At 71.9% G+C, this 18,526-nt stretch carries 15 protein-coding genes; 1 reads left to right on the top strand and 14 read right to left on the bottom strand.

Annotated elements, in window-relative coordinates; translation table 11 throughout:
- Nucleotides 1-67 precede the first annotated feature (67 nt).
- Both ACZ3KP_RS21030 and fmt read right to left on the bottom strand, forming a co-directional pair.
- Entirely contained in the window at nucleotides 68-1,495 is a 1,428-nt protein-coding gene (locus tag ACZ3KP_RS21030; protein WP_467501212.1) for an RsmB/NOP family class I SAM-dependent RNA methyltransferase, read from the bottom strand.
- Nucleotides 1,496-1,579: 84 nt separating this feature from the next.
- Nucleotides 1,580-2,512, bottom strand: a complete 933-nt coding sequence (gene fmt, locus ACZ3KP_RS21025) for a methionyl-tRNA formyltransferase (protein WP_467501211.1) — start codon at nucleotides 2,510-2,512, stop codon at nucleotides 1,580-1,582.
- A 281-nt stretch (nucleotides 2,513-2,793) separates the two neighbouring features.
- Here fmt and ACZ3KP_RS21020 point away from each other — a divergent pair, with 281 nt between their 5' ends.
- Nucleotides 2,794-3,342: a hypothetical protein gene (locus ACZ3KP_RS21020; RefSeq protein WP_358978052.1), complete on the top strand. Its 549-nt coding sequence runs from the start codon at nucleotides 2,794-2,796 to the stop codon at nucleotides 3,340-3,342.
- A gap of 165 nt (nucleotides 3,343-3,507) precedes the next feature.
- Here ACZ3KP_RS21020 and ACZ3KP_RS21015 read toward each other — a convergent pair whose 3' ends face one another.
- The 12 genes from ACZ3KP_RS21015 to ACZ3KP_RS20960 all read right to left on the bottom strand — a co-directional run bounded on the left by ACZ3KP_RS21015 (nucleotide 3,508) and on the right by ACZ3KP_RS20960 (nucleotide 18,523).
- Nucleotides 3,508-5,658 carry a primosomal protein N' gene (locus ACZ3KP_RS21015; RefSeq protein ID WP_467501210.1) on the bottom strand — a complete coding sequence of 717 codons (2,151 nt, stop codon included), beginning with the start codon at nucleotides 5,656-5,658 and terminating at the stop codon, nucleotides 3,508-3,510.
- A gap of 156 nt (nucleotides 5,659-5,814) precedes the next feature.
- Entirely contained in the window at nucleotides 5,815-7,023 is a 1,209-nt protein-coding gene (gene metK, locus ACZ3KP_RS21010; RefSeq protein WP_467501209.1) for a methionine adenosyltransferase, read from the bottom strand.
- Nucleotides 7,024-7,262: 239 nt separating this feature from the next.
- Entirely contained in the window at nucleotides 7,263-8,468 is a 1,206-nt protein-coding gene (gene coaBC / locus ACZ3KP_RS21005) for a bifunctional phosphopantothenoylcysteine decarboxylase/phosphopantothenate--cysteine ligase CoaBC (protein WP_358978058.1), read from the bottom strand.
- Nucleotides 8,469-8,574: 106 nt separating this feature from the next.
- Nucleotides 8,575-8,847, bottom strand: a complete 273-nt coding sequence (rpoZ, locus tag ACZ3KP_RS21000; RefSeq protein ID WP_005319902.1) for a DNA-directed RNA polymerase subunit omega — start codon at nucleotides 8,845-8,847, stop codon at nucleotides 8,575-8,577.
- Nucleotides 8,848-8,898: 51 nt separating this feature from the next.
- Nucleotides 8,899-9,492 (bottom strand): guanylate kinase, encoded by a 594-nt coding sequence (gene gmk / locus ACZ3KP_RS20995; protein WP_467501208.1) that lies wholly within the window; start codon nucleotides 9,490-9,492, stop codon nucleotides 8,899-8,901.
- A gap of 60 nt (nucleotides 9,493-9,552) precedes the next feature.
- Entirely contained in the window at nucleotides 9,553-9,876 is a 324-nt protein-coding gene (locus ACZ3KP_RS20990) for an integration host factor (protein ID WP_003977346.1), read from the bottom strand.
- A gap of 267 nt (nucleotides 9,877-10,143) precedes the next feature.
- On the bottom strand, nucleotides 10,144-10,989 hold the full coding sequence (pyrF, locus tag ACZ3KP_RS20985; protein WP_358978060.1) for an orotidine-5'-phosphate decarboxylase: 846 nt from the start codon (nucleotides 10,987-10,989) through the stop codon (nucleotides 10,144-10,146).
- Nucleotides 10,986-12,092 carry a quinone-dependent dihydroorotate dehydrogenase gene (locus ACZ3KP_RS20980; RefSeq protein ID WP_467501207.1) on the bottom strand — a complete coding sequence of 369 codons (1,107 nt, stop codon included), beginning with the start codon at nucleotides 12,090-12,092 and terminating at the stop codon, nucleotides 10,986-10,988. The genes pyrF and ACZ3KP_RS20980 overlap by 4 nt, the downstream gene beginning before the upstream one ends.
- A 120-nt stretch (nucleotides 12,093-12,212) precedes the next feature.
- The gene (carB, locus tag ACZ3KP_RS20975; RefSeq protein WP_467501206.1) at nucleotides 12,213-15,524 is read right to left on the bottom strand and encodes a carbamoyl-phosphate synthase large subunit; all 3,312 of its coding nucleotides are present in this window, start codon (nucleotides 15,522-15,524) and stop codon (nucleotides 12,213-12,215) included.
- On the bottom strand, nucleotides 15,517-16,674 hold the full coding sequence (gene carA / locus ACZ3KP_RS20970; protein WP_467501205.1) for a glutamine-hydrolyzing carbamoyl-phosphate synthase small subunit: 1,158 nt from the start codon (nucleotides 16,672-16,674) through the stop codon (nucleotides 15,517-15,519). The genes carB and carA overlap by 8 nt, the downstream gene beginning before the upstream one ends.
- Entirely contained in the window at nucleotides 16,671-17,240 is a 570-nt protein-coding gene (locus ACZ3KP_RS20965) for a PH-like domain-containing protein (RefSeq protein WP_132889289.1), read from the bottom strand. Before ACZ3KP_RS20965 ends, carA begins: the two co-directional genes overlap by 4 nt.
- The gene (locus ACZ3KP_RS20960; protein ID WP_358978068.1) at nucleotides 17,237-18,523 is read right to left on the bottom strand and encodes a dihydroorotase; all 1,287 of its coding nucleotides are present in this window, start codon (nucleotides 18,521-18,523) and stop codon (nucleotides 17,237-17,239) included. Before ACZ3KP_RS20960 ends, ACZ3KP_RS20965 begins: the two co-directional genes overlap by 4 nt.
- Nucleotides 18,524-18,526: the final 3 nt, after the last annotated feature.

Here is an 18,526-nt window from a genome sequence, read left to right as displayed (position 1 = left end):
CGGCCGCGGGTGCACCCAGCACCCCTCGCGGGACGCTTCGCTCACCGTCCCCCAGGGGCCGTCCCCCTCAGCCGGTCCTCCGGATCAGGGCCAGATACATCGCATCCGTGCCGTGCAGGTGCGGCCACAGCTGCACATCCGGCCCCTCCCCCAGCTCCGGCACCCCCGGCAGCAGCGGACGCGCGTCCACCAGCTCCGTGTCCGGACGTTGCTTGAGCACGTCCTGGACCACGGCCCGCGTCTCCGCCAGGTGCGGGGAACAGGTCGCGTAGCCGACGACACCGCCCACCCGGACCGAGTCGAGCGCGGTGCGCAGCAGGGCGCGCTGGAGCGGGGCGAAGGTGTCGAGGTCCTCGGGGCGGCGGCGCCACCGTGCCTCGGGACGGCGGCGCAAGGCGCCCAGGCCCGTGCAGGGGACGTCCATCAGGACCCGGTCGAAGGTGCCGGGCCGCCACGGCGGCCTGGTGCCGTCGGCGGCGATCACCTGGTACGGCCCCGGATTGCCGTGCAACGCCTTGGCGACCAGCCCGGCCCGGTGCGGCTGCTTCTCGGAGGCGAGCAGCGAAGCCCCCCGCTCGGCGGCGAGCGCGGCGAGCAGCGCCGCCTTGCCGCCGGGCCCGGCGCAGCCGTCCAGCCACTTCTCGTCGCGCCCCTCGAGGGGGGCGTCGGCCAGCGCGCGGGCCACCAGCTGGCTGCCCTCGTCCTGGACCCCGGCACGGCCTTCCCGGACGGCCGGGACGGCACCGGGCTCGCCGCCCTCGGTGAGCCGCACCGCGTACGGCGACCAGCGCCCCGGCACGGCCGCGTCCTCGCGCAGCAGTTCCTCGGTGGTGGCCCGCCCGGGGCGGGCCACCAGGGTCACCTCGGGACGCTCGTTGTCGGCGGCCAGCAGCTCCTCGATCCCGGCGCGACCGCCGCCCAGCGAGTCCCAGAGCGCGGAGACGACCCAGCGGGGGTGTGAGTGGACGACGGCGAGATGGTCCTCGGGATCGTCGTCGTAGGCGGGTGCGACACGGGCGATCCAGCCCTCCAGGTCGTCCTGGGCGACCTTGCGGAGCACCGCGTTGACGAACTTCGCCCGCCCGTCGCCCAGCACCACGCGGGCGAGTTCGACGGAGGCGGAGACGGCGGCGTGGCTGGGGATGCGGGTCCCGAGCAGCTGGTGCACCCCGAGGCTGAGCACGTCGAGCACCGGCGGGTCGACCTCGCGCAGGGGCCGGTCGACACATGCGGCGATGATCGCGTCGTACGTCCCCTGCCGGCGCAGCGTCCCGTACACCAGCTCGGTGGCGAGCGCGGCGTCCCGGGCGTCGAACTTCTCGGGTCCCTCCTTCTCGCGGGCCTTGCGCAGCAGCGGCGGCAGCACGAGGTTGGCGTACGCGTCCCGCTCGTCCACGGCGCGCAGCGCCTCGAAGGCGAGGATGCGGACGGGGTCCTTCTGGGGACGGCGGTAGGGCTTGGCAGGTCTGCGCGGCCGCCGGGACTGCTCGCTCACGTAAAAGGTGCTCCGGGTACGGGAATGGTGCGGCCTTCAAGCGTACGTCGGGTACGCCGGAAAGCCGCTGCTGGGAAAGGGGGCTCAGGCTCCGAGGGTCTCCCCGGCGCCGATGCGCACGCCGCGCGCCCAGTCGGCGGCCCGCATCGGCTTCTTGCCCTGGGCCTGCGCCCAGAGCAGTTCCACGGCGTACGACCCGGTCCCCACGTGCACGCTGTTCTTGCCCACGGCGATCTCGGCGGGCGCGAGATCGGTCCGCTCGGGCACCGGCGTGACCTGGATCAGCTTGAGCCGTTCGCCGCGGAAGGTGGTCCAGGCGCCGGGGGCGGGGGTGCAGCCCCGGACCACCCGGTCGACGCGCAGCGCGGGCGCCGACCACTCGACCCTGGCGTCCTCGACAGTGATCTTCGGGGCGAGGGTGACGCCGTCGGCCGGCTGCGGCACGGGCTTGAGGGTGCCGTCCTCGATGCCGTCCATGGTGGCGACGAGCAGCCCGGACCCGGCGAAGGCGAGCCGTGTCAGCAGGTCCCCGCTGGTGTCGGTGGGCCGGATCTCCTCGGTGAGGGTGCCGTAGACGGGTCCGGAGTCGAGCCCCTCCTCGATGAGGAAGGTGGACGCCCCCGTGATCTCGTCCCCGGACATGATGGAGTGCTGCACGGGGGCCGCTCCGCGCCAGGCGGGCAGCAACGAGAAGTGCAGGTTGACCCAGCCGTGGGCCGGGACGTCGAGGGCGACGCGCGGCAGCAGCGCCCCGTACGCCACCACCGGACAGCAGTCCGGCCCGATCTCCCGGAGCCGCTCCAGGAACTCGGGATCGCGCGGCTTCGACGGCCTCAGCACCTCGATGCCGGCCTCCGCCGCCCGCTCGGCCACGGGCGAGGCGACCAGCCTGCGCCCTCGCCCGGCCGGCGCGTCGGGCCGCGTGACCACGGCGGCCACCTCGTGCCGCCCGGAGGCGATCAGCGCGTCCAGAGCGGGAACGGCGACTTCGGGGGTACCGGCGAAGACAAGCTTCATGGGCGGCTGAGGGCCTCTCGGACGGGGGCACTTACGGGTGACGCACCAGTCTATGCCGCTCCATGCCACGACACCGGTCCGGCGCCCCACGGGTCGGCCGCCCTCCCGGCCGACCCGTGGGGCGCGGACGGTGCGCGGGTGAACGAACAGGGCGTACGCATATGCCCATACGCCCCCACACCGTGACCAGCGGAGCGTCCACGCGTTGGTCAAGAGAGAGTTGACCACCACGGGCCGCACGCGCGGCCCGTTCCTTTCACGCCGGTTCGAGAGGCTTGTTCATGGCCGACCACGCAACCCACGACGCCCAGGCCCGGGCGAGCCTGCACTTGTTGGTGCGGGACATCGAGCGGGTCCGCCGGCAGGTGGACGCACTGCGTACGCTCACCGCCCAGTTGGGCAACGTCTACCGCCCGCGCCGCTCGGGCCCGTCCACGGGGTTCGTCGTCTACGGACGCGCCCCCGCGCCGACGGTCCGGCTCGCCCAGGAACTCCGGGACAGCGTCGAGACCCTGGTCACGGCCGCCGTGGACTTCGACCGCTCGCTCGGCTTCTCGTGGGACGCGGTGGGCTCCGCCCTCGGGGTCACCAAGCAGGCGGTGCACCGCCGTTACGGCGCCCGTCGCGCCGCGTCCCAGGCCACGGCGGTCCCGGAGACCGAGCGGCCCACGGAGCCGTCGGGCACCCGCACCCTCAACGTGGGCTCCGGCCTGCCCACCGTGCCCACGGTCCCGGCCGCCCGCTCCATGCCCACCCAGCCGACCGCCGGCAGCCCCACCCTCCGCGACGAGGCCAGGCCCACCGCCTTCCCCGGCCCGCGCAACGGCTGACGCCCCGTCGAGAAGGCGTACGCCACGGCTGACCTCAGGGCTCGTCCGCCCGCTCCCTGCCCTCCCGGCAAGCACCCGGGAGGGCAGCCGTCTGCCCGGCCACACCCCGTCGCCCTCCGGTGTCCGGCGTGGCGATCTCGTCCGATGTCCGGCGAGGGGCTCTCGTCACCCGATGTCCGGCGGATCGATCCGCACCCGCACCGTCGGCTCCCCGCTCCCCCGCGCCATCCGCGCCGCCTGGGCGGACTTCAGCGCCGCCGCCAGTGCCGCGCCGCTGCCCGGCGGCACCCGTACCAGCGCCCGTTCCCAGTGCTCCCCGGGCGGCGGCGCGCCGACCCGCCGGGGCGCCCCGGCGCGCACCACGGGCAGCGGGACCGGCCCCAACACCTCGGCGTCCGGAGGCAGTTCTGTCGTGCTGAGGAACCCGGCCAGCGCCTCGGCGGTTCCCGACACCGCCGCCATCCGGGACACCGGCGGAAACCCCAGCTCGGCCCGCTCGGCCAGTTCGCGCACCGCGTGCCCGACCGGATCCCACCGCACCAGCGCCTGCACGGGCCGCAGTGTCGGCTCCGCGACGACGACCACGGTGCCCCCCTCCCCCTGCGGCCGCACCAGTGCCCCGGCGGCCATCCACCGGCGCAGCGCGTCCTCACCGGCCCGCAGGTCCGGCCGCCCGAGCATGGCCCAGCCGTCCAGCAGAAGGGCCGCCGCGTAGCCGCCCTCGGCGACCGGCTCGGCGCCTGGGGTGCTCACGACCAACGCCGGAGTCCCCGGCACGGTGTCCAGCACATGCTCGCGTCCCGAGGTCCGTACGGGCACGGCGGGAAAGGCCCGCCCCAGCTCCTCCGCGGTCCGCCGGGCCCCGACCACCTGGGCGCGCAGCCGGAAGCCGCCGCACGCCGGGCAGTGCCAGGCGTTCTCCTCGCGTCCGCACCACCCGCATCGCAGCGCACCCGCGTCCCGTGCCTCCAGCGGCCCGGCGCAGTGCCGGCAGCGCGCCGGCTCCCGACACTGGGCGCAGGCCATCCGCGGCACGTAGCCGCGTCGGGGCACCTGGACCAGGACCGGCCCGTGCCGCAGGCCGTCCCGTACGGCCTGCCAGGCGAGCGTCGGCAGCCGGGCGGCCCGTGCGGCCTCGTCCCGCGCGAGGTCGCCGTCCCCGACCGTGCGGACGAGGGGCGCGGTCCGCCGCACCTGCTCCCGGCCGGCCACCAGGGGGCGGGCCCAGCCGTTCTCCACCAGCTGCGCGGCCTCCACGGTGCAGCTGCGGCCGCCCAGCAGGAACGCGCACTTGTCGAGCGCCGCCCGCAGCAGCAGCACATCCCGGGCGTGCGGCTGGGGAGCGTGCGGCTCGCTGTGGCTGTCGTCCCCGTCGTCCCACACGGCGACGAGTCCGAGGTCCCGTACCGGCGCGAACATGGCCGCCCGGGTCCCCACCACCGCCCGTACGGCCCCGCGACTGACGGCCAGCCACTGCGTGTACCGCTTCTCCGGCCCGGCATCGGCGGTGAGCAGCGCGTGCCGCCCCGTGCCGAGGACATCGGTCAGCGCGGCGTCGACCCGCGCGGCGGCCCGCCCGTCCGGTACGACGACGACCGCGCCGCGGCCCGAGGCGAGCGTGGCGGCGACGGCCCGGGCGATCTCCTCGCTCCACTCCGGCCCGGGCAGGGCGTTCCACACCGCGCGCGGGGCGCCGCCGGAGGCCAGCGACTCGATGAAGGCGGAACCGTGCTCGTACCGCGCCCAGGAGCCGGGATCCGGTGCCGGGGGCGGCGGCAGGGGTTCGGGCGAGGGCCGCTTCTCCGCCCGCGCGCTGCGGGGTGGCACGGCGAGCTGGAGCACGTCGGCGAGGCTCCCCGCGTACCGGTCGGCGACGGCCCGCGCCAGCCGCAGCAGTTCCTCGCTCAGCACCGGCTCGGGCGACACGACCTGCGCCAGCGCGGCCAGCGGCCCGGAGTAGTCGGACTCGTCGAGCCGCTCGATCAGGAAGCCGTCGATGAGGCCCCCGCCCTCCCGGCGGCCGTCCCGCACCCGGTTCCGGCCGGCCCCGAAACGGACCCGGACCCGGACCCCGGGCCGTGCGTCGGCGTCCAGCTCGGCGGGGACGGCGTAGTCGAAGTACCGGTCGAGATGCAGCACACCCTTGTCCACCAGCACCCGCGCCACCGGCAGCCGCTCGGCGAGCGCGGCCCCCCGCCAGGTCCGCGGCTTGGCCCGGGGCACCCTGGCTCCCCGTACGCTCTCGCGGATGAGCGCGAGCTGCTCCGGCCGCGCCCCCTCGCCGCCTCCGCTCCCCTGCCCGTTCTCGCTGCTCACGCTTGCATTCCTACCAAACACGACTGACAACGGCGGGGGTGTGCGACGGTTCAGGACCGGTTTGCCTGGCCGTAGCGCCGCATGACGACGCCGGCTCCCGCGACCACCTTCCGGTGGTCGCGGGAGCCGGCGTCGACTGCTCTACCGCTGTCCGCCTCAGAGGCCGGCGGCCTTGCGCAGGGCGTCCACCCGGTCGGTCTTCTCCCAGGTGAACTCGGGAAGCTCACGGCCGAAGTGGCCGTACGCCGCGGTCTGCGCGTAGATCGGGCGGAGCAGGTCGAGGTCACGGATGATGGCGGCCGGACGCAGGTCGAAGACCTCGTCGATCGCCTTCTCGATCTTCTCGTGGTCGATCTTGGCGGTGCCGAAGGTCTCAACGAACAGACCCACCGGCTCGGCCTTGCCGATCGCGTACGCGACCTGGACCTCGCAGCGGGCGGCCAGCCTCGCGGCGACCACGTTCTTGGCGACCCAGCGCATCGCGTACGCGGCCGAGCGGTCGACCTTGGACGGGTCCTTGCCCGAGAACGCACCGCCACCGTGGCGGGCCATACCGCCGTAGGTGTCGATGATGATCTTGCGGCCGGTCAGACCCGCGTCGCCCATCGGGCCGCCGATCTCGAAACGGCCGGTCGGGTTGACCAGCAGCCGGTAGTTCTCGGTGTCCAGCTTGATGCCGTCCTCGAGCAGCGCCTTCAGCTCCGCCTCCACCACGAACTCGCGGATGTCGGGGGCGAGCAGCGACTCCAGGTCGATGTCCGAGGCATGCTGGCTGGAGACCACGACCGTGTCGAGACGGACGGCCTTGTCGCCGTCGTACTCGATGGTGACCTGGGTCTTGCCGTCGGGGCGCAGGTAGGGGATGGTGCCGTTCTTGCGGACCTCGGACAGGCGCTTGGACAGGCGGTGCGCCAGGAAGATCGGCAGCGGCATCAGCGTCGGCGTCTCGTCCGTCGCGTAGCCGAACATCAGGCCCTGGTCGCCGGCGCCCTGCTTGTCGAGCTCGTCCTCGTCGCCCTCGACGCGCTTCTCGTAGGCCGTGTCCACGCCCTGGGCGATGTCGGGGGACTGCGCGCCGATCGACACCGAGACGCCGCAGGAGGCGCCGTCGAAGCCCTTCTTCGACGAGTCGTAACCGATCTCGAGGATCTTGTTGCGGACCAGCGTCGCGATGTCCGCGTACGTCTTGGTCGTGACCTCGCCGGCCACGTGCACGAGGCCGGTGGTGATCAGCGTCTCGACGGCGACCCGGGAGGTCGGGTCCTCACGCAGAAGCGCGTCGAGAATGGTGTCGCTGATCTGGTCAGCGATCTTGTCGGGGTGACCCTCGGTCACGGACTCCGAGGTGAACAGGCGACGGGACACAACGCTCCCTGGGGTTGCAGCGGCTGCTGGCTGATCATGGGCGGACGACACGGGGGCTGCACCCGGGCGTCGTCCGAGAACAGTTTATCGGTCGCACTCTGCCGCCGGCCCAACTGTCTCGACACTCGGAAGTGCTGTGACCTGCGGCACGGGCATTCTGCCCAATGGTCGGCGGCCTTGGCCAGAGCCACCGCGCCGTAATGCGACCTCTCGTGAAGTTGACAAATGGCCAGAAAAAGTTAACCCAAACGGGCCGCCGCCAGATCCCACACCACGTCGGCCAGCGCCTCCTTGGGCCCGTGCGGCACCGGTGTCTCGCTGCCGTCGGCACCGAGCACCACGGCCTCGTTCTCCTCGGAACCGAAGGTCTTGCGCTCTCCCACCTCGTTCACCACGAGCAGGTCGCAGCCCTTGCGGGCGAGCTTGGCGCGGCCGTTGGCGAGGACGTCGTCGGTCTCGGCGGCGAAGCCGACGATCACCTGTCCGGGCCGCGCCCGGTCGGCCGAGATCTCCGCGAGGATGTCCGGATTCCGCACCAGCACGATCGGCTCGGGCTCCTGGCCGTCCTTCTTCTTGATCTTTCCGGCCGCGTAGACCGCGGGCCGGAAGTCGGCGACGGCCGCGGCCATCACCACGGCGTCCGCGTCCGCGGCGGCCTTCAGCACGGCCTCGCGCAGCTGTACGGCCGTGCCGACCGGGACGACGTCCACGCCCGCCGGGTCCGGCAGGCCGGTGGTGTTCGCGGCGACCAGGGTCACCCGGGCGCCCCGGGCGGCGGCCGTACGGGCGAGGGCGTAGCCCTGCTTGCCCGAGGAGCGGTTGCCGAGGAAGCGGACGGGGTCGAGGGGCTCCCGGGTGCCGCCGGCGGACACGACGACGTGGCGGCCCTTCAGGTCGGGCTCGGTGACGCCCCGGGCCAGAACCCGGCGGCAGACCTCGAAGATCTCCCCCGGGTCGGGCAGCCGGCCCTTGCCGGTGTCGACGCCGGTGAGCCGGCCGACCGCGGGTTCGATGACGACTGCGCCGCGGCGGCGCAGCGTGGCCACGTTCTCCTGGGTGGCCGGGTGCTCCCACATCTCGGTGTGCATCGCGGGGGCGAAGACGACCGGGCAGCGGGCCGTGAGCAGGGTGTTGGTGAGCAGGTCGTCGGCGAGGCCGTGGGCCGCCCTGGCGAGCGTGTCGGCGGTGGCGGGGGCGACGACGACGAGGTCGGCGTGCTGGCCGATCCGGACGTGCGGGACCTCCTCGACGTGGTCCCAGACCTCGGTGGAGACGGGGTTGCCGGAGAGCGCGGACCAGGTGGCGGCGCCGACGAAGTGCAGCGCGGAGGCGGTGGGGACGACCCTGACGTCGTGACCCGACTCGGTGAACCTTCTCAGCAGCTCACAGGCCTTGTACGCGGCGATGCCGCCACTGACCCCCAGCACGACCTTCGGCTTGCTCACCGGGCCTCCATTCGACGACTCCACGAACTCACGACTCCATGACACACCACAGGCCCGGCAACGTGACTGCCGGGCCTGTGGATAAGTCAACCGCGATACGAAAGTACTACTGCGCCGGGCCTTCGATGGCCTCGGACGTCAGCAGACCCGCGTTGATCTCGCGCAGGGCGATGGAGAGCGGCTTCTCGTGGACGTGGGTGTCGACGAGCGGACCGACGTACTCGAGGAGGCCCTCGCCGAGCTGCGAGTAGTACGCGTTGATCTGACGGGCCCGCTTGGCCGCGTAGATCACGAGGCTGTACTTCGAGTCGGTGGCCTCGAGGAGCTCGTCGATCGGAGGGTTGATGATGCCCTCGGGCGCGGTGATGGAAGAGGACACGCTCTGCCTTCCGATGGATGGGAAAGATTCAGTCTGAATGATCAGCGACGATCACACAACGTCCATCAAGGCTAGCAGCTCGCGCGCCACGTCCTCGACGGAGGTGTTGATCAGTGTCTCGTCGAACTCCGGCTCCGCCGCGAGTTCGACCTTGGCCGCGTCCAGCCGCCGCTCGATCACCTCGGGCGCCTCGGTGCCGCGCCCGGTGAGCCTGCGCACCAGCTCCTCCCACGAGGGCGGGGCCAGGAACACCAGCCGGCCCTCGGGCATGGTCTCGCGGACCTGCCGGGCGCCCTGGAGGTCGATCTCCAGGAGGACCGGCACACCGGATTCCAGGTGCTCCAGTACGGCGGCGCGCGGCGTGCCGTAGCGGTTGCCCGCGAACTCGGCCCACTCCAGGAGCTCGCCGTTGGCGATCAGCTTGTCCATCTCCTCGTCGGAGACGAAGAAGTAGTGGACCCCGTGCTTCTCACCCGGGCGGGGCTTGCGGGTGGTGGCCGACACCGAGAGCCAGACCTCGGGGTGTGCCTTGCGCATATGGGCGACGACCGTGCTCTTGCCGACCCCGGAGGGGCCGGAGAGCACGGTCAGTCGCGGACGTACGTCCGGGGGCTCGGGGGTCGTCCCCCGGAATGTTGCAGCCATGCAGCGATTATTCCAGCAATCGCGGGTCGCCCGGGACGGCCCTCCCGGGCGGCTCGGCGATCAGGAGCCGGTGCTGCCGAACTCGCGCTCCAGGGAGGCGATCTGGTTGGACCCGAGGCCACGCACGCGGCGGCTCTCGGAGATCCCGAGACGCTCCATGATCTGCTTGGCGCGGACCTTGCCCACGCCCGGCAGGGACTCGAGCAGGGCGGAGACCTTCATCTTGCCGATGACGTCGTTTTCCTGGCCCTGCTTGATGACCTCGTGAAGAGAGGCGCCGGAGTGCTTGAGTCGATTCTTGACCTCGGCCCGCTCCCGGCGAGCCGCGGCGGCCTTTTCGAGCGCGGCTGCGCGCTGTTCAGGGGTAAGGGGCGGAAGAGCCACGCCTACGTCACCTCGGATGTCGAACTGTCGGATACGGACCGGTGAGGAACCTAGTCGCCCCACACCTGGGGAGCTACGAGCAACACGCTTGCCCGTTGACTCTGCTCGGAGACTAGCGGGCAAGTCCGCCGGAGTCAGCGAGAACAGCGGAAAAGTCCTGGTCAGCCTCCGTCAGGCCGGACATTTCAGACATACTGCCCTGGATTTGAGGATGTATTCACCCTCGGGCCGCCGTCGAAGCGCCCGCCGGGGCGCTTCGCGGAGGAGTCACCGACCTGCGACGACGTGCTGGATCTCACCCGCGAACCGCTCCGCGGCCGCCCGCAGGGCGCCGACGTCGGGACCGTGACGCAAAACACCTCGGCTCACGTTTGGAACCACGTTGCGCACGGCCGCCCCGAAGACCGTGGGCAGGTCGGCCGCCGTCGCCCCCTGCGCGCCGACCCCGGGCGCGAGGAGCGGACCGTTGATGTCGAGGTCGTACGACGACAGGTCGCCGACCGTGGCGCCCACCACGGCGCCGAAGGAGCCCAGCGGCTCCTCCCCCGCGTTCTCGGCGGCGAGGTGGGCCAGCATGGTCGCGCCGACCGTGCGTCCGTCACCGCGGACCGCGTGCTGCACCTCGGGCCCCTCCGGGTTGGAGGTGAGCGCCAGCACGAACAGGCCGGCGCCGCTCTCCCGGGCCAGGGCGACGGCCGGGCTGAGCGAGCCGTAGCCGAGGTACGGCGAGACGGTCAGGGCGTCCGAGAACAGCGGGGCGTCCTTGCCGAGGAAGGCCTCCGCGTACCCGGCCATGGTGGAGCCGATGTCACCGCGCTTGGCGTCCATGACGACCAGCGTCCCGGCCGCTCGCGCCTCCTGCACCACCCGCTCCAGAACGGCCACCCCGCGCGAGCCGAACCGCTCGAAGAACGCGCTCTGCGGCTTCATGACGGCGACCCGGTCGGCCACTGCCTCGACGACGGTGCGGCTGAACCGCTCCAGGCCGGCCACGTCGTCGTCCAGACCCCACTCGGACAGCAGCGAGGCGTGCGGGTCGATGCCGACGCAGAGCGGACCGCGCTCGTCCATGGCGCGGCGCAGCCGCGCGCCGAAAGGCTCCAGGGGGCTCATGCGGTCTTCCTCACGTCGGCGCCGACCGCGTCGGCGAGGCTGGCGTACGGGCTGGTGCGCAGACGCGCCGCGAGGCCCTTGTGGATGGCGCGCGCCCAGAAGGGGCCCTCGTAGACGAAGGCGCTGTAGCCCTGGACCAGCGTGGCACCGGCCAGGATGCGCTGCCAGGCGTCCTCGGCGGTCTCCACGCCGCCGACGCCGACCAGGGTGATCCGGTCGCCCACGCGCGCGTAGAGGCGCCGCAGCACCTCCAGGGAGCGCGTCTTCAGGGGCGCACCGGAGAGCCCGCCGGTCTCCTTCACCAGGGCCGGGTCGGACCGCAGGCCGAGCCCGTCGCGCGCGATCGTGGTGTTGGTCGCGATGATCCCGTCCAGGCCCATCTCCACGGCCAGGTCGGCGACGGCGTCCACGTCCTCGTCGGCGAGATCCGGCGCGATCTTCACCAGCAGCGGGACCCTGCGGTGGGCCACGACCCGGTCGGCGGCCTCGCGGACGGCGCTCAGCAGCGGCCTGAGCGCCTCGGTGGCCTGGAGGTCGCGCAGCCCCGGTGTGTTCGGCGACGAGACGTTCACGACCAGGTAGTCCGCGTACGGCGCGAGTCGCTCGGCGGACTTCACGTAGTCGCCGACCGCCTCGGCCTCCGGGACGACCTTGGTCTTGCCGATGTTGACGCCCACGACGGTCCTGAAGACGGGCTTCCGGGTCGCGAGGCGGGCGGCGACGGTCAGTGAGCCGTCGTTGTTGAAGCCCATGCGGTTGATCAGCGCCCGGTCGGCGACCAGCCGGAACAGCCGCTTCCGCGGATTTCCGGACTGGGCCTCGCCGGTCACGGTCCCGATCTCGACGTGGTCGAAACCGAGCATCGACATCCCGTCGATCGCCACGGCGTTCTTGTCGAACCCGGCCGCGAGCCCGAACGGCCCGTGCATCCGCAGCCCGAAGGCCTCGGTGCGCAGTTCCTTGTGGCGGGGCGCGAGCGCGGCGGCGACGAAGGTCCGCAGCACCGGAATGCGGGCGACGAGCCGGATCCACCGGAAGGCGAGGTGGTGGGCGGCTTCGGGATCCATCCGCCGGAAGACGAGCTGGAAGAAGATCTTGTACATCGGTGTCCTCACACGAAGGGGGGACGCCGTTTCCGGAGTCCCCCCTCAGCCGAGCGCCCCGAAGGGGCGCGGGGAACTGCGCGACCAGCCACAAGGCGGGCGCAGCCTCACTACGACCTCTCAGTCCCGCGCGGCGATCAACCTCTGCGCGTGCTCCTGGAGCGACCGCACGCCCACGTCGCCGTGGTTCAGCGCGTCGATGCCCTGGACGGCCGCGGCCAGTGCCTGCACGGTGGTCAGGCACGGTACCGAGCGGGCCACCGCCGCGGTCCGGATCTCGTACCCGTCCAGGCGTCCCCCGGTGCCGTAGGGGGTGTTGACGATGAGGTCGACGTCGCCGTCGTGGATGAGCTGGACGATGGTCTTCTCGCCGTTCGGCCCGATCCCCTCGGACTGCTTGCGCACGACGGTGGCGTTGATGCCGTTGCGCTTGAGCACCTCGGCGGTGCCGGAGGTGGCGAGGAGTTCGAAGCCGTGGGCGACCAGCTCCCGGGCCGGGAAGATCATCGACCGCTTGTCGCGGTTGGCGACCGAGATGAACGCGCGGCCCTTGGTCGGCAGCGGCCCGTACGCTCCGGCCTGGGACTTGGCGTAGGCGGTGCCGAAGACGGAGTCGATGCCCATGACCTCGCCGGTGGAGCGCATCTCCGGGCCCAGCACGGTGTCCACGCCACGGCCCTGGATGTCACGGAACCGCGACCAGGGCATGACCGCTTCCTTGACGGAGATCGGCGCGTCGAAGGGCAACTCGCCGCCGTCGCCGCGGGCGGGCAGCAGGCCCTCGGCGCGCAGTTCGGCGACGGTGGCGCCCAGCGAGATCCGGGCGGCGGCCTTCGCCAGCGGCACCGCGGTCGCCTTCGAGGTGAAGGGGACCGTGCGGGAGGCGCGCGGGTTGGCCTCCAGGACGTAGAGGATGTCCCCGGCCATCGCGAACTGGATGTTGATCAGGCCGCGCACGCCGACGCCGCGGGCGATGGCCTCGGTGGAGGCCCGCAGCCGCTTGATGTCGAAGCCGCCCAGCGTGATCGGGGGGAGCGCGCAGGCCGAGTCACCGGAGTGGATGCCGGCTTCCTCGATGTGCTCCATGACACCGCCGAGGTAGAGCTCCTGGCCGTCGTAGAGGGCGTCGACGTCGATCTCGATGGCGTCGTCGAGGAACCGGTCGACCAGGACCGGGCGGGTGGGGCTGATCTCGGTGGACTCGGCGATGTACGCCTCCAGCCGGGTCTCGTCGTAGACGATCTCCATGCCGCGTCCGCCCAGCACGTAGGAGGGCCGCACCAGCACCGGGTAGCCGATCTCGTCGGCGATGGCCTTGGCCTCGGTGAAGGTGGTGGCCGTGCCGTGCTTGGGAGCCGGCAGGCCCGCCTCGGCCAGCACCCGCCCGAAGGCGCCCCGGTCCTCGGCCGCGTGGATCGCCTCCGGGGACGTGCCCACGATCGGCACGCCGTTGTCCTTCAGCGCCTGCGACAGGCCCAGCGGGGTCTGCCCGCCCAGCTGCACGACCACACCCGCCACCGGGCCGGCCTGCTGCTCGGCGTGGACGATCTCCAGGACGTCCTCCAGGGTGAGCGGCTCGAAGTACAGCCGGTCGGAGGTGTCGTAGTCGGTGGAGACGGTCTCCGGGTTGCAGTTGACCATCACGGTCTCGTAGCCCGCGTCCGACAGGGCGAAGGAGGCGTGCACGCACGAGTAGTCGAACTCGATGCCCTGGCCGATGCGGTTCGGGCCGGAGCCCAGGATGATGACGGCCGGCTTCTCGCGCGGCGCGACCTCGCTCTCCTCGTCGTAGGAGGAGTAGAAGTACGGCGTCTTCGCGGCGAACTCGGCGGCGCAGGTGTCGACCGTCTTGTAGACCGGGCGCACCCCGAGCGCGTGCCGCACCTCCCGCACGACGTCCTCGCGCAGTCCCCGGATCTCGGCGATCTGCTGGTCGGAGAAGCCGTGCCGCTTGGCCTCGGCCAGCAGGTCCGCGCTCAGCTCGGCGGCCCCGGCCAGCTCGTCGGCGATCTCCTTGATCAGGAACAGCTGGTCCACGAACCAGGGGTCGATCTTCGTGAACTCGAAGACCTCCTGGGGGGTGGCGCCCGCGCGGATGGCCTGCATGACGGTGTTGATCCGGCCGTCGGTGGGCCGCACCGCCTCGTGCAGCAGCGCCTGCTTGTCGCCCGGCTCGCCGACGAAGGTGAACTGGCTGCCCTTCTTCTCCAGCGAGCGCAGCGCCTTCTGGAAGGCCTCGGGGAAGTTCCGGCCGATGGCCATGGCCTCACCGACCGACTTCATGGTGGTGGTCAGCGTCGAGTCCGCCTGCGGGAACTTCTCGAACGCGAACCGCGGGGCCTTGACGACCACGTAGTCGAGCGTGGGCTCGAAGGAGGCCGGGGTCTCCTGCGTGATGTCGTTCGGGATCTCGTCCAGGGTGTAGCCGACGGCGAGCTTCGCGGCGATCTTGGCGATCGGGAAGCCGGTCGCCTTGGAGGCCAGCGCCGAGGACCGCGACACCCGCGGGTTCATCTCGATGACGATGACCCGGCCGTCCTCGGGGTTCACCGCGAACTGGATGTTGCAGCCGCCCGTGTCCACACCGACCTCACGGATCACGGCGATGCCGATGTCCCGCAGGATCTGGTACTCGCGGTCGGTCAGCGTCATGGCCGGGGCCACGGTGATCGAGTCACCGGTGTGCACGCCCATGGGGTCGAAGTTCTCGATGGAGCAGACGACCACGACGTTGTCGTGCTTGTCGCGCATGAGCTCCAGCTCGTACTCCTTCCACCCCAGGATGGACTCCTCCAGGAGCACCTCGGTGGTCGGCGACAGCGTCAGGCCCTGACCGGCGATCCGGCGCAGCTCCTCCTCGTCGTGCGCGAAACCGGAACCGGCCCCGCCCATCGTGAACGAGGGACGCACCACGACCGGGTAGCTGCCACCGAGCTCCTCCACGCCCGCGATGACCTCGTCCATGGTGTGGCAGATGACCGAGCGGGCGGACTCGCCGTGCCCGATCTTCTTGCGGACCTCCTCCACGACCTCCTTGAACAGGTCGCGGTCCTCGCCCTTGTTGATGGCCTCCACGTTGGCGCCGATCAGCTCGACACCGTACTTGGCCAGGACACCGTTCTCGTCGAGCGAGATCGCGGTGTTCAGAGCCGTCTGGCCGCCCAGGGTGGGCAGCAGCGCGTCGGGACGCTCCTTCGCGATGATCTTCTCGACGAACTCCGGCGTGATCGGCTCGACATAGGTCGCGTCGGCGATCTCCGGGTCGGTCATGATCGTCGCCGGGTTGGAGTTGACCAGGACGACCCGCAGGCCCTCGGCACGCAGCACACGGCAGGCCTGGGTACCGGAGTAGTCGAACTCGGCGGCCTGGCCGATGACGATCGGGCCGGAGCCGATGACCAGGACGGACTGGATATCGGTGCGCTTAGGCACGCTGGCCCTCCATCGAAACGGTGCTCATCAAAGACGTGAAGCGGTCGAACAGGTAGGCGGCGTCGTGCGGGCCCGCTGCCGCTTCGGGGTGGTACTGGACGGAGAAGGCCGGCTGGTCGAGCAGCTGCAGGCCTTCCACGACGTCGTCGTTCAGGCAGACGTGCGAGACCTCGGCGCGGCCGAACCTCGTCTCACTGACCTTGTCGAGCGGCGCGTCCACGGCGAACCCGTGGTTGTGCGCGGTGACCTCGACCTTGCCGGTCGTACGGTCCTGGACCGGCTGGTTGATGCCCCGGTGGCCGTACTTCAGCTTGTAGGTGCCGAAGCCGAGCGCGCGGCCGAGGATCTGGTTGCCGAAGCAGATGCCGAAGAGCGGGGTCTTCCGCTCCAGGACGGCGGTCATCAGGGCCACCGGGCCGTCGGCCGTGGCGGGGTCGCCGGGGCCGTTGGAGAAGAACACCCCGTCCGGGGAGACGGCGTAGACGTCCTCCACCGTGGCCGTCGCGGGCAGCACGTGCACCTCTATGCCCCGCTCGGCCATCCGCTGCGGGGTCATGCCCTTGATGCCGAGGTCGATGGCGGCGACGGTGAACCGCTTCTCCCCGACGGCCGGGACGACGTACGCCTCCTTGGTGGCGACCTCCTCGTAGAGGCTGGCGCCCTTCATGTGCGGCTGGGCCTGCACGCGCTCGACCAGCTCGGCGTCGGGGGCGATCGCCTCGCCGGAGAAGATGCCGGACCGCATGGAGCCGCGCTCGCGCAGGTGGCGGGTGAGGGCGCGGGTGTCGATGCCGCAGATGCCGACCACGCCCTGGGCGACCAGTTCGTCGTCCAGGGAGCGCCTGGAGCGCCAGTTGGAGGGCACGCGCGCGGGGTCGCGCACGACGTAGCCGGAGACCCAGATGCGGCTGGACTCGTCGTCCTCGTCGTTCCACCCCGTGTTGCCGATCTGGGGGGCGGTGGCGACCACGATCTGGCGGTCGTAGGAGGGGTCGGTGAGGGTCTCCTGGTAGCCGGTCATGCCGGTGGAGAACACGGCCTCGCCGAAGGTCTCCCCCACGGCCCCGTAGGCGCGGCCGCGGAAGATCCGGCCGTCCTCCAGGACGAGTACGGCGGGAGCCTTGGCGGTTCCCCTTGTGGAGGTCGTCATCGTTCGGCGCCTTCCGTGCTGTTGGTTTTGATCATGGAGTTGATGGCGTCGACCCACTCGGTGTGCTCGGCCGCGTGGTCGGAGCGGAAACCGGAGTCGATCAGCTTGTCGCCGTGCGCCCAGGTCACCACGAGGAGTCCGCCCTCGGTGAGGACCTTGCCCGCGATGCCCTTGCCCAGCAGGGCCTCGCGGAGCGCGTCGGCGGGGATGAAGAAGTCGCTCGCCCCGGGGCGTACGACGTCCAGGCCCGCGTCGGTCAGGGTGAGCTCGGCCCGGCTGCGGGAGCCGAGGCCTTGGGCCACGATGCGGTCCAGCCACTGCCCGGCGGTGGTGGAGCCGTGGTAGCGGCCGCTCATGGTCAGTCTCACGGCACCGGGGTCGTCCGGCGCGCTGGGCAGCGCGGGCAGGTCGCCCTGGAGGGTGCCGCGCCATTTCCAGCCCTCGCGCATGAGCCAGTAGACGAGCGCGACGAAGAGCGCCAGGCCGACCAGCCAGCCGATGCGCGCGGCCCAGTCGGTGACCGCGGCCGACTTCTTCTCGTCTGCCAGCAGGATGAGAGGTGTCACGTGAGCTTCCCGTCCACGAGCGTCGCCTTGCCCCGCAGCCACGTGTGGGTGACACGGCCCGGCAGCTCGCGTCCCTCGTACGGGGTGTTGCGGCTGCGCGAGGCGAAGCCCGCGGGGTCCACGAGGCCACGGTATTGCGTGTCGACGAGGGTGAGGTTGGCGGGCTCACCAGCCGAGACGGGACGGCCGTGGCCGGTGGCCCGCCCGATGCGCGCGGGTTTGACGGACATCCGGTCGGCGACGCCGGCCCAGGTCAGCAGGCCCGTGTCCACCATGGTCTCCTGGACCACGGACAGCGCGGTCTCCAGGCCCACCATCCCCATGGCGGCCGCGGCCCACTCGCAGTCCTTGTCCTCGTGCGGGTGCGGGGCGTGGTCGGTGGCGACGATGTCGATCGTGCCGTCGGCGAGGGCCTCGCGCAGCGCCAGCACGTCGCGCTCGGTGCGCAGCGGCGGGTTGACCTTGTAGACCGGGTTGTAGGACCGCACCAGTTCGTCGGTGAGGAGCAGGTGGTGCGGGGTGACCTCGGCGGTGACGTCGATGCCCCGGGCCTTGGCCCAGCGGACGATCTCGACGGATCCCGCGGTCGACAGGTGGCAGATGTGGACGCGGGAGCCGACGTGCTCGGCGAGCAGCACGTCGCGCGCGATGATCGACTCCTCGGCGACGGCGGGCCAGCCGCCCAGGCCCAGCTCCGCCGAGACGACGCCCTCGTTCATCTGGGCGCCCTCGGTCAGCCGGGGCTCCTGCGCGTGCTGGGCGACCACCCCGCCGAAGGCTTTCACGTACTCCAGGGCGCGGCGCATGATCACGGCGTCGTCGACGCACTTGCCGTCGTCGGAGAAGACGGTGACCCCGGCGGCCGACTCGTGCATGGCGCCGAGTTCGGCGAGCTTCCTGCCCTCCAGGCCGACGGTGACGGCGCCGATGGGCTGGACGTCGCAGTAGCCGTGCTCCCGGCCGAGCCGGTAGACCTGCTCGACCACGCCGGCGGTGTCGGCGACCGGGAAGGTGTTGGCCATGGCGAAGACGGCCGTGTAGCCGCCGCTCGCGGCCGCGCGGGTGCCGGTGAGGACCGTCTCGGAGTCCTCGCGCCCCGGCTCGCGCAGGTGCGTGTGCAGGTCGACCAGGCCCGGCAGCAGCACCCTGCCCGCCGCCTCGACGACCTCCGCGCCCTCGGCGGACAGACCGGCGCCGACCGCCTCGATGACCTCGCCGTCGATCAGGACGTCCTGCGGCTCACCGCCGAGCACCTTCGCACCACGGATCAGGATCTTGCTCATGTG

This window comes from Streptomyces sp. NPDC020958, assembly GCF_055562175.1.
This window is presented reverse-complemented; position numbering and strand designations above follow the sequence as displayed.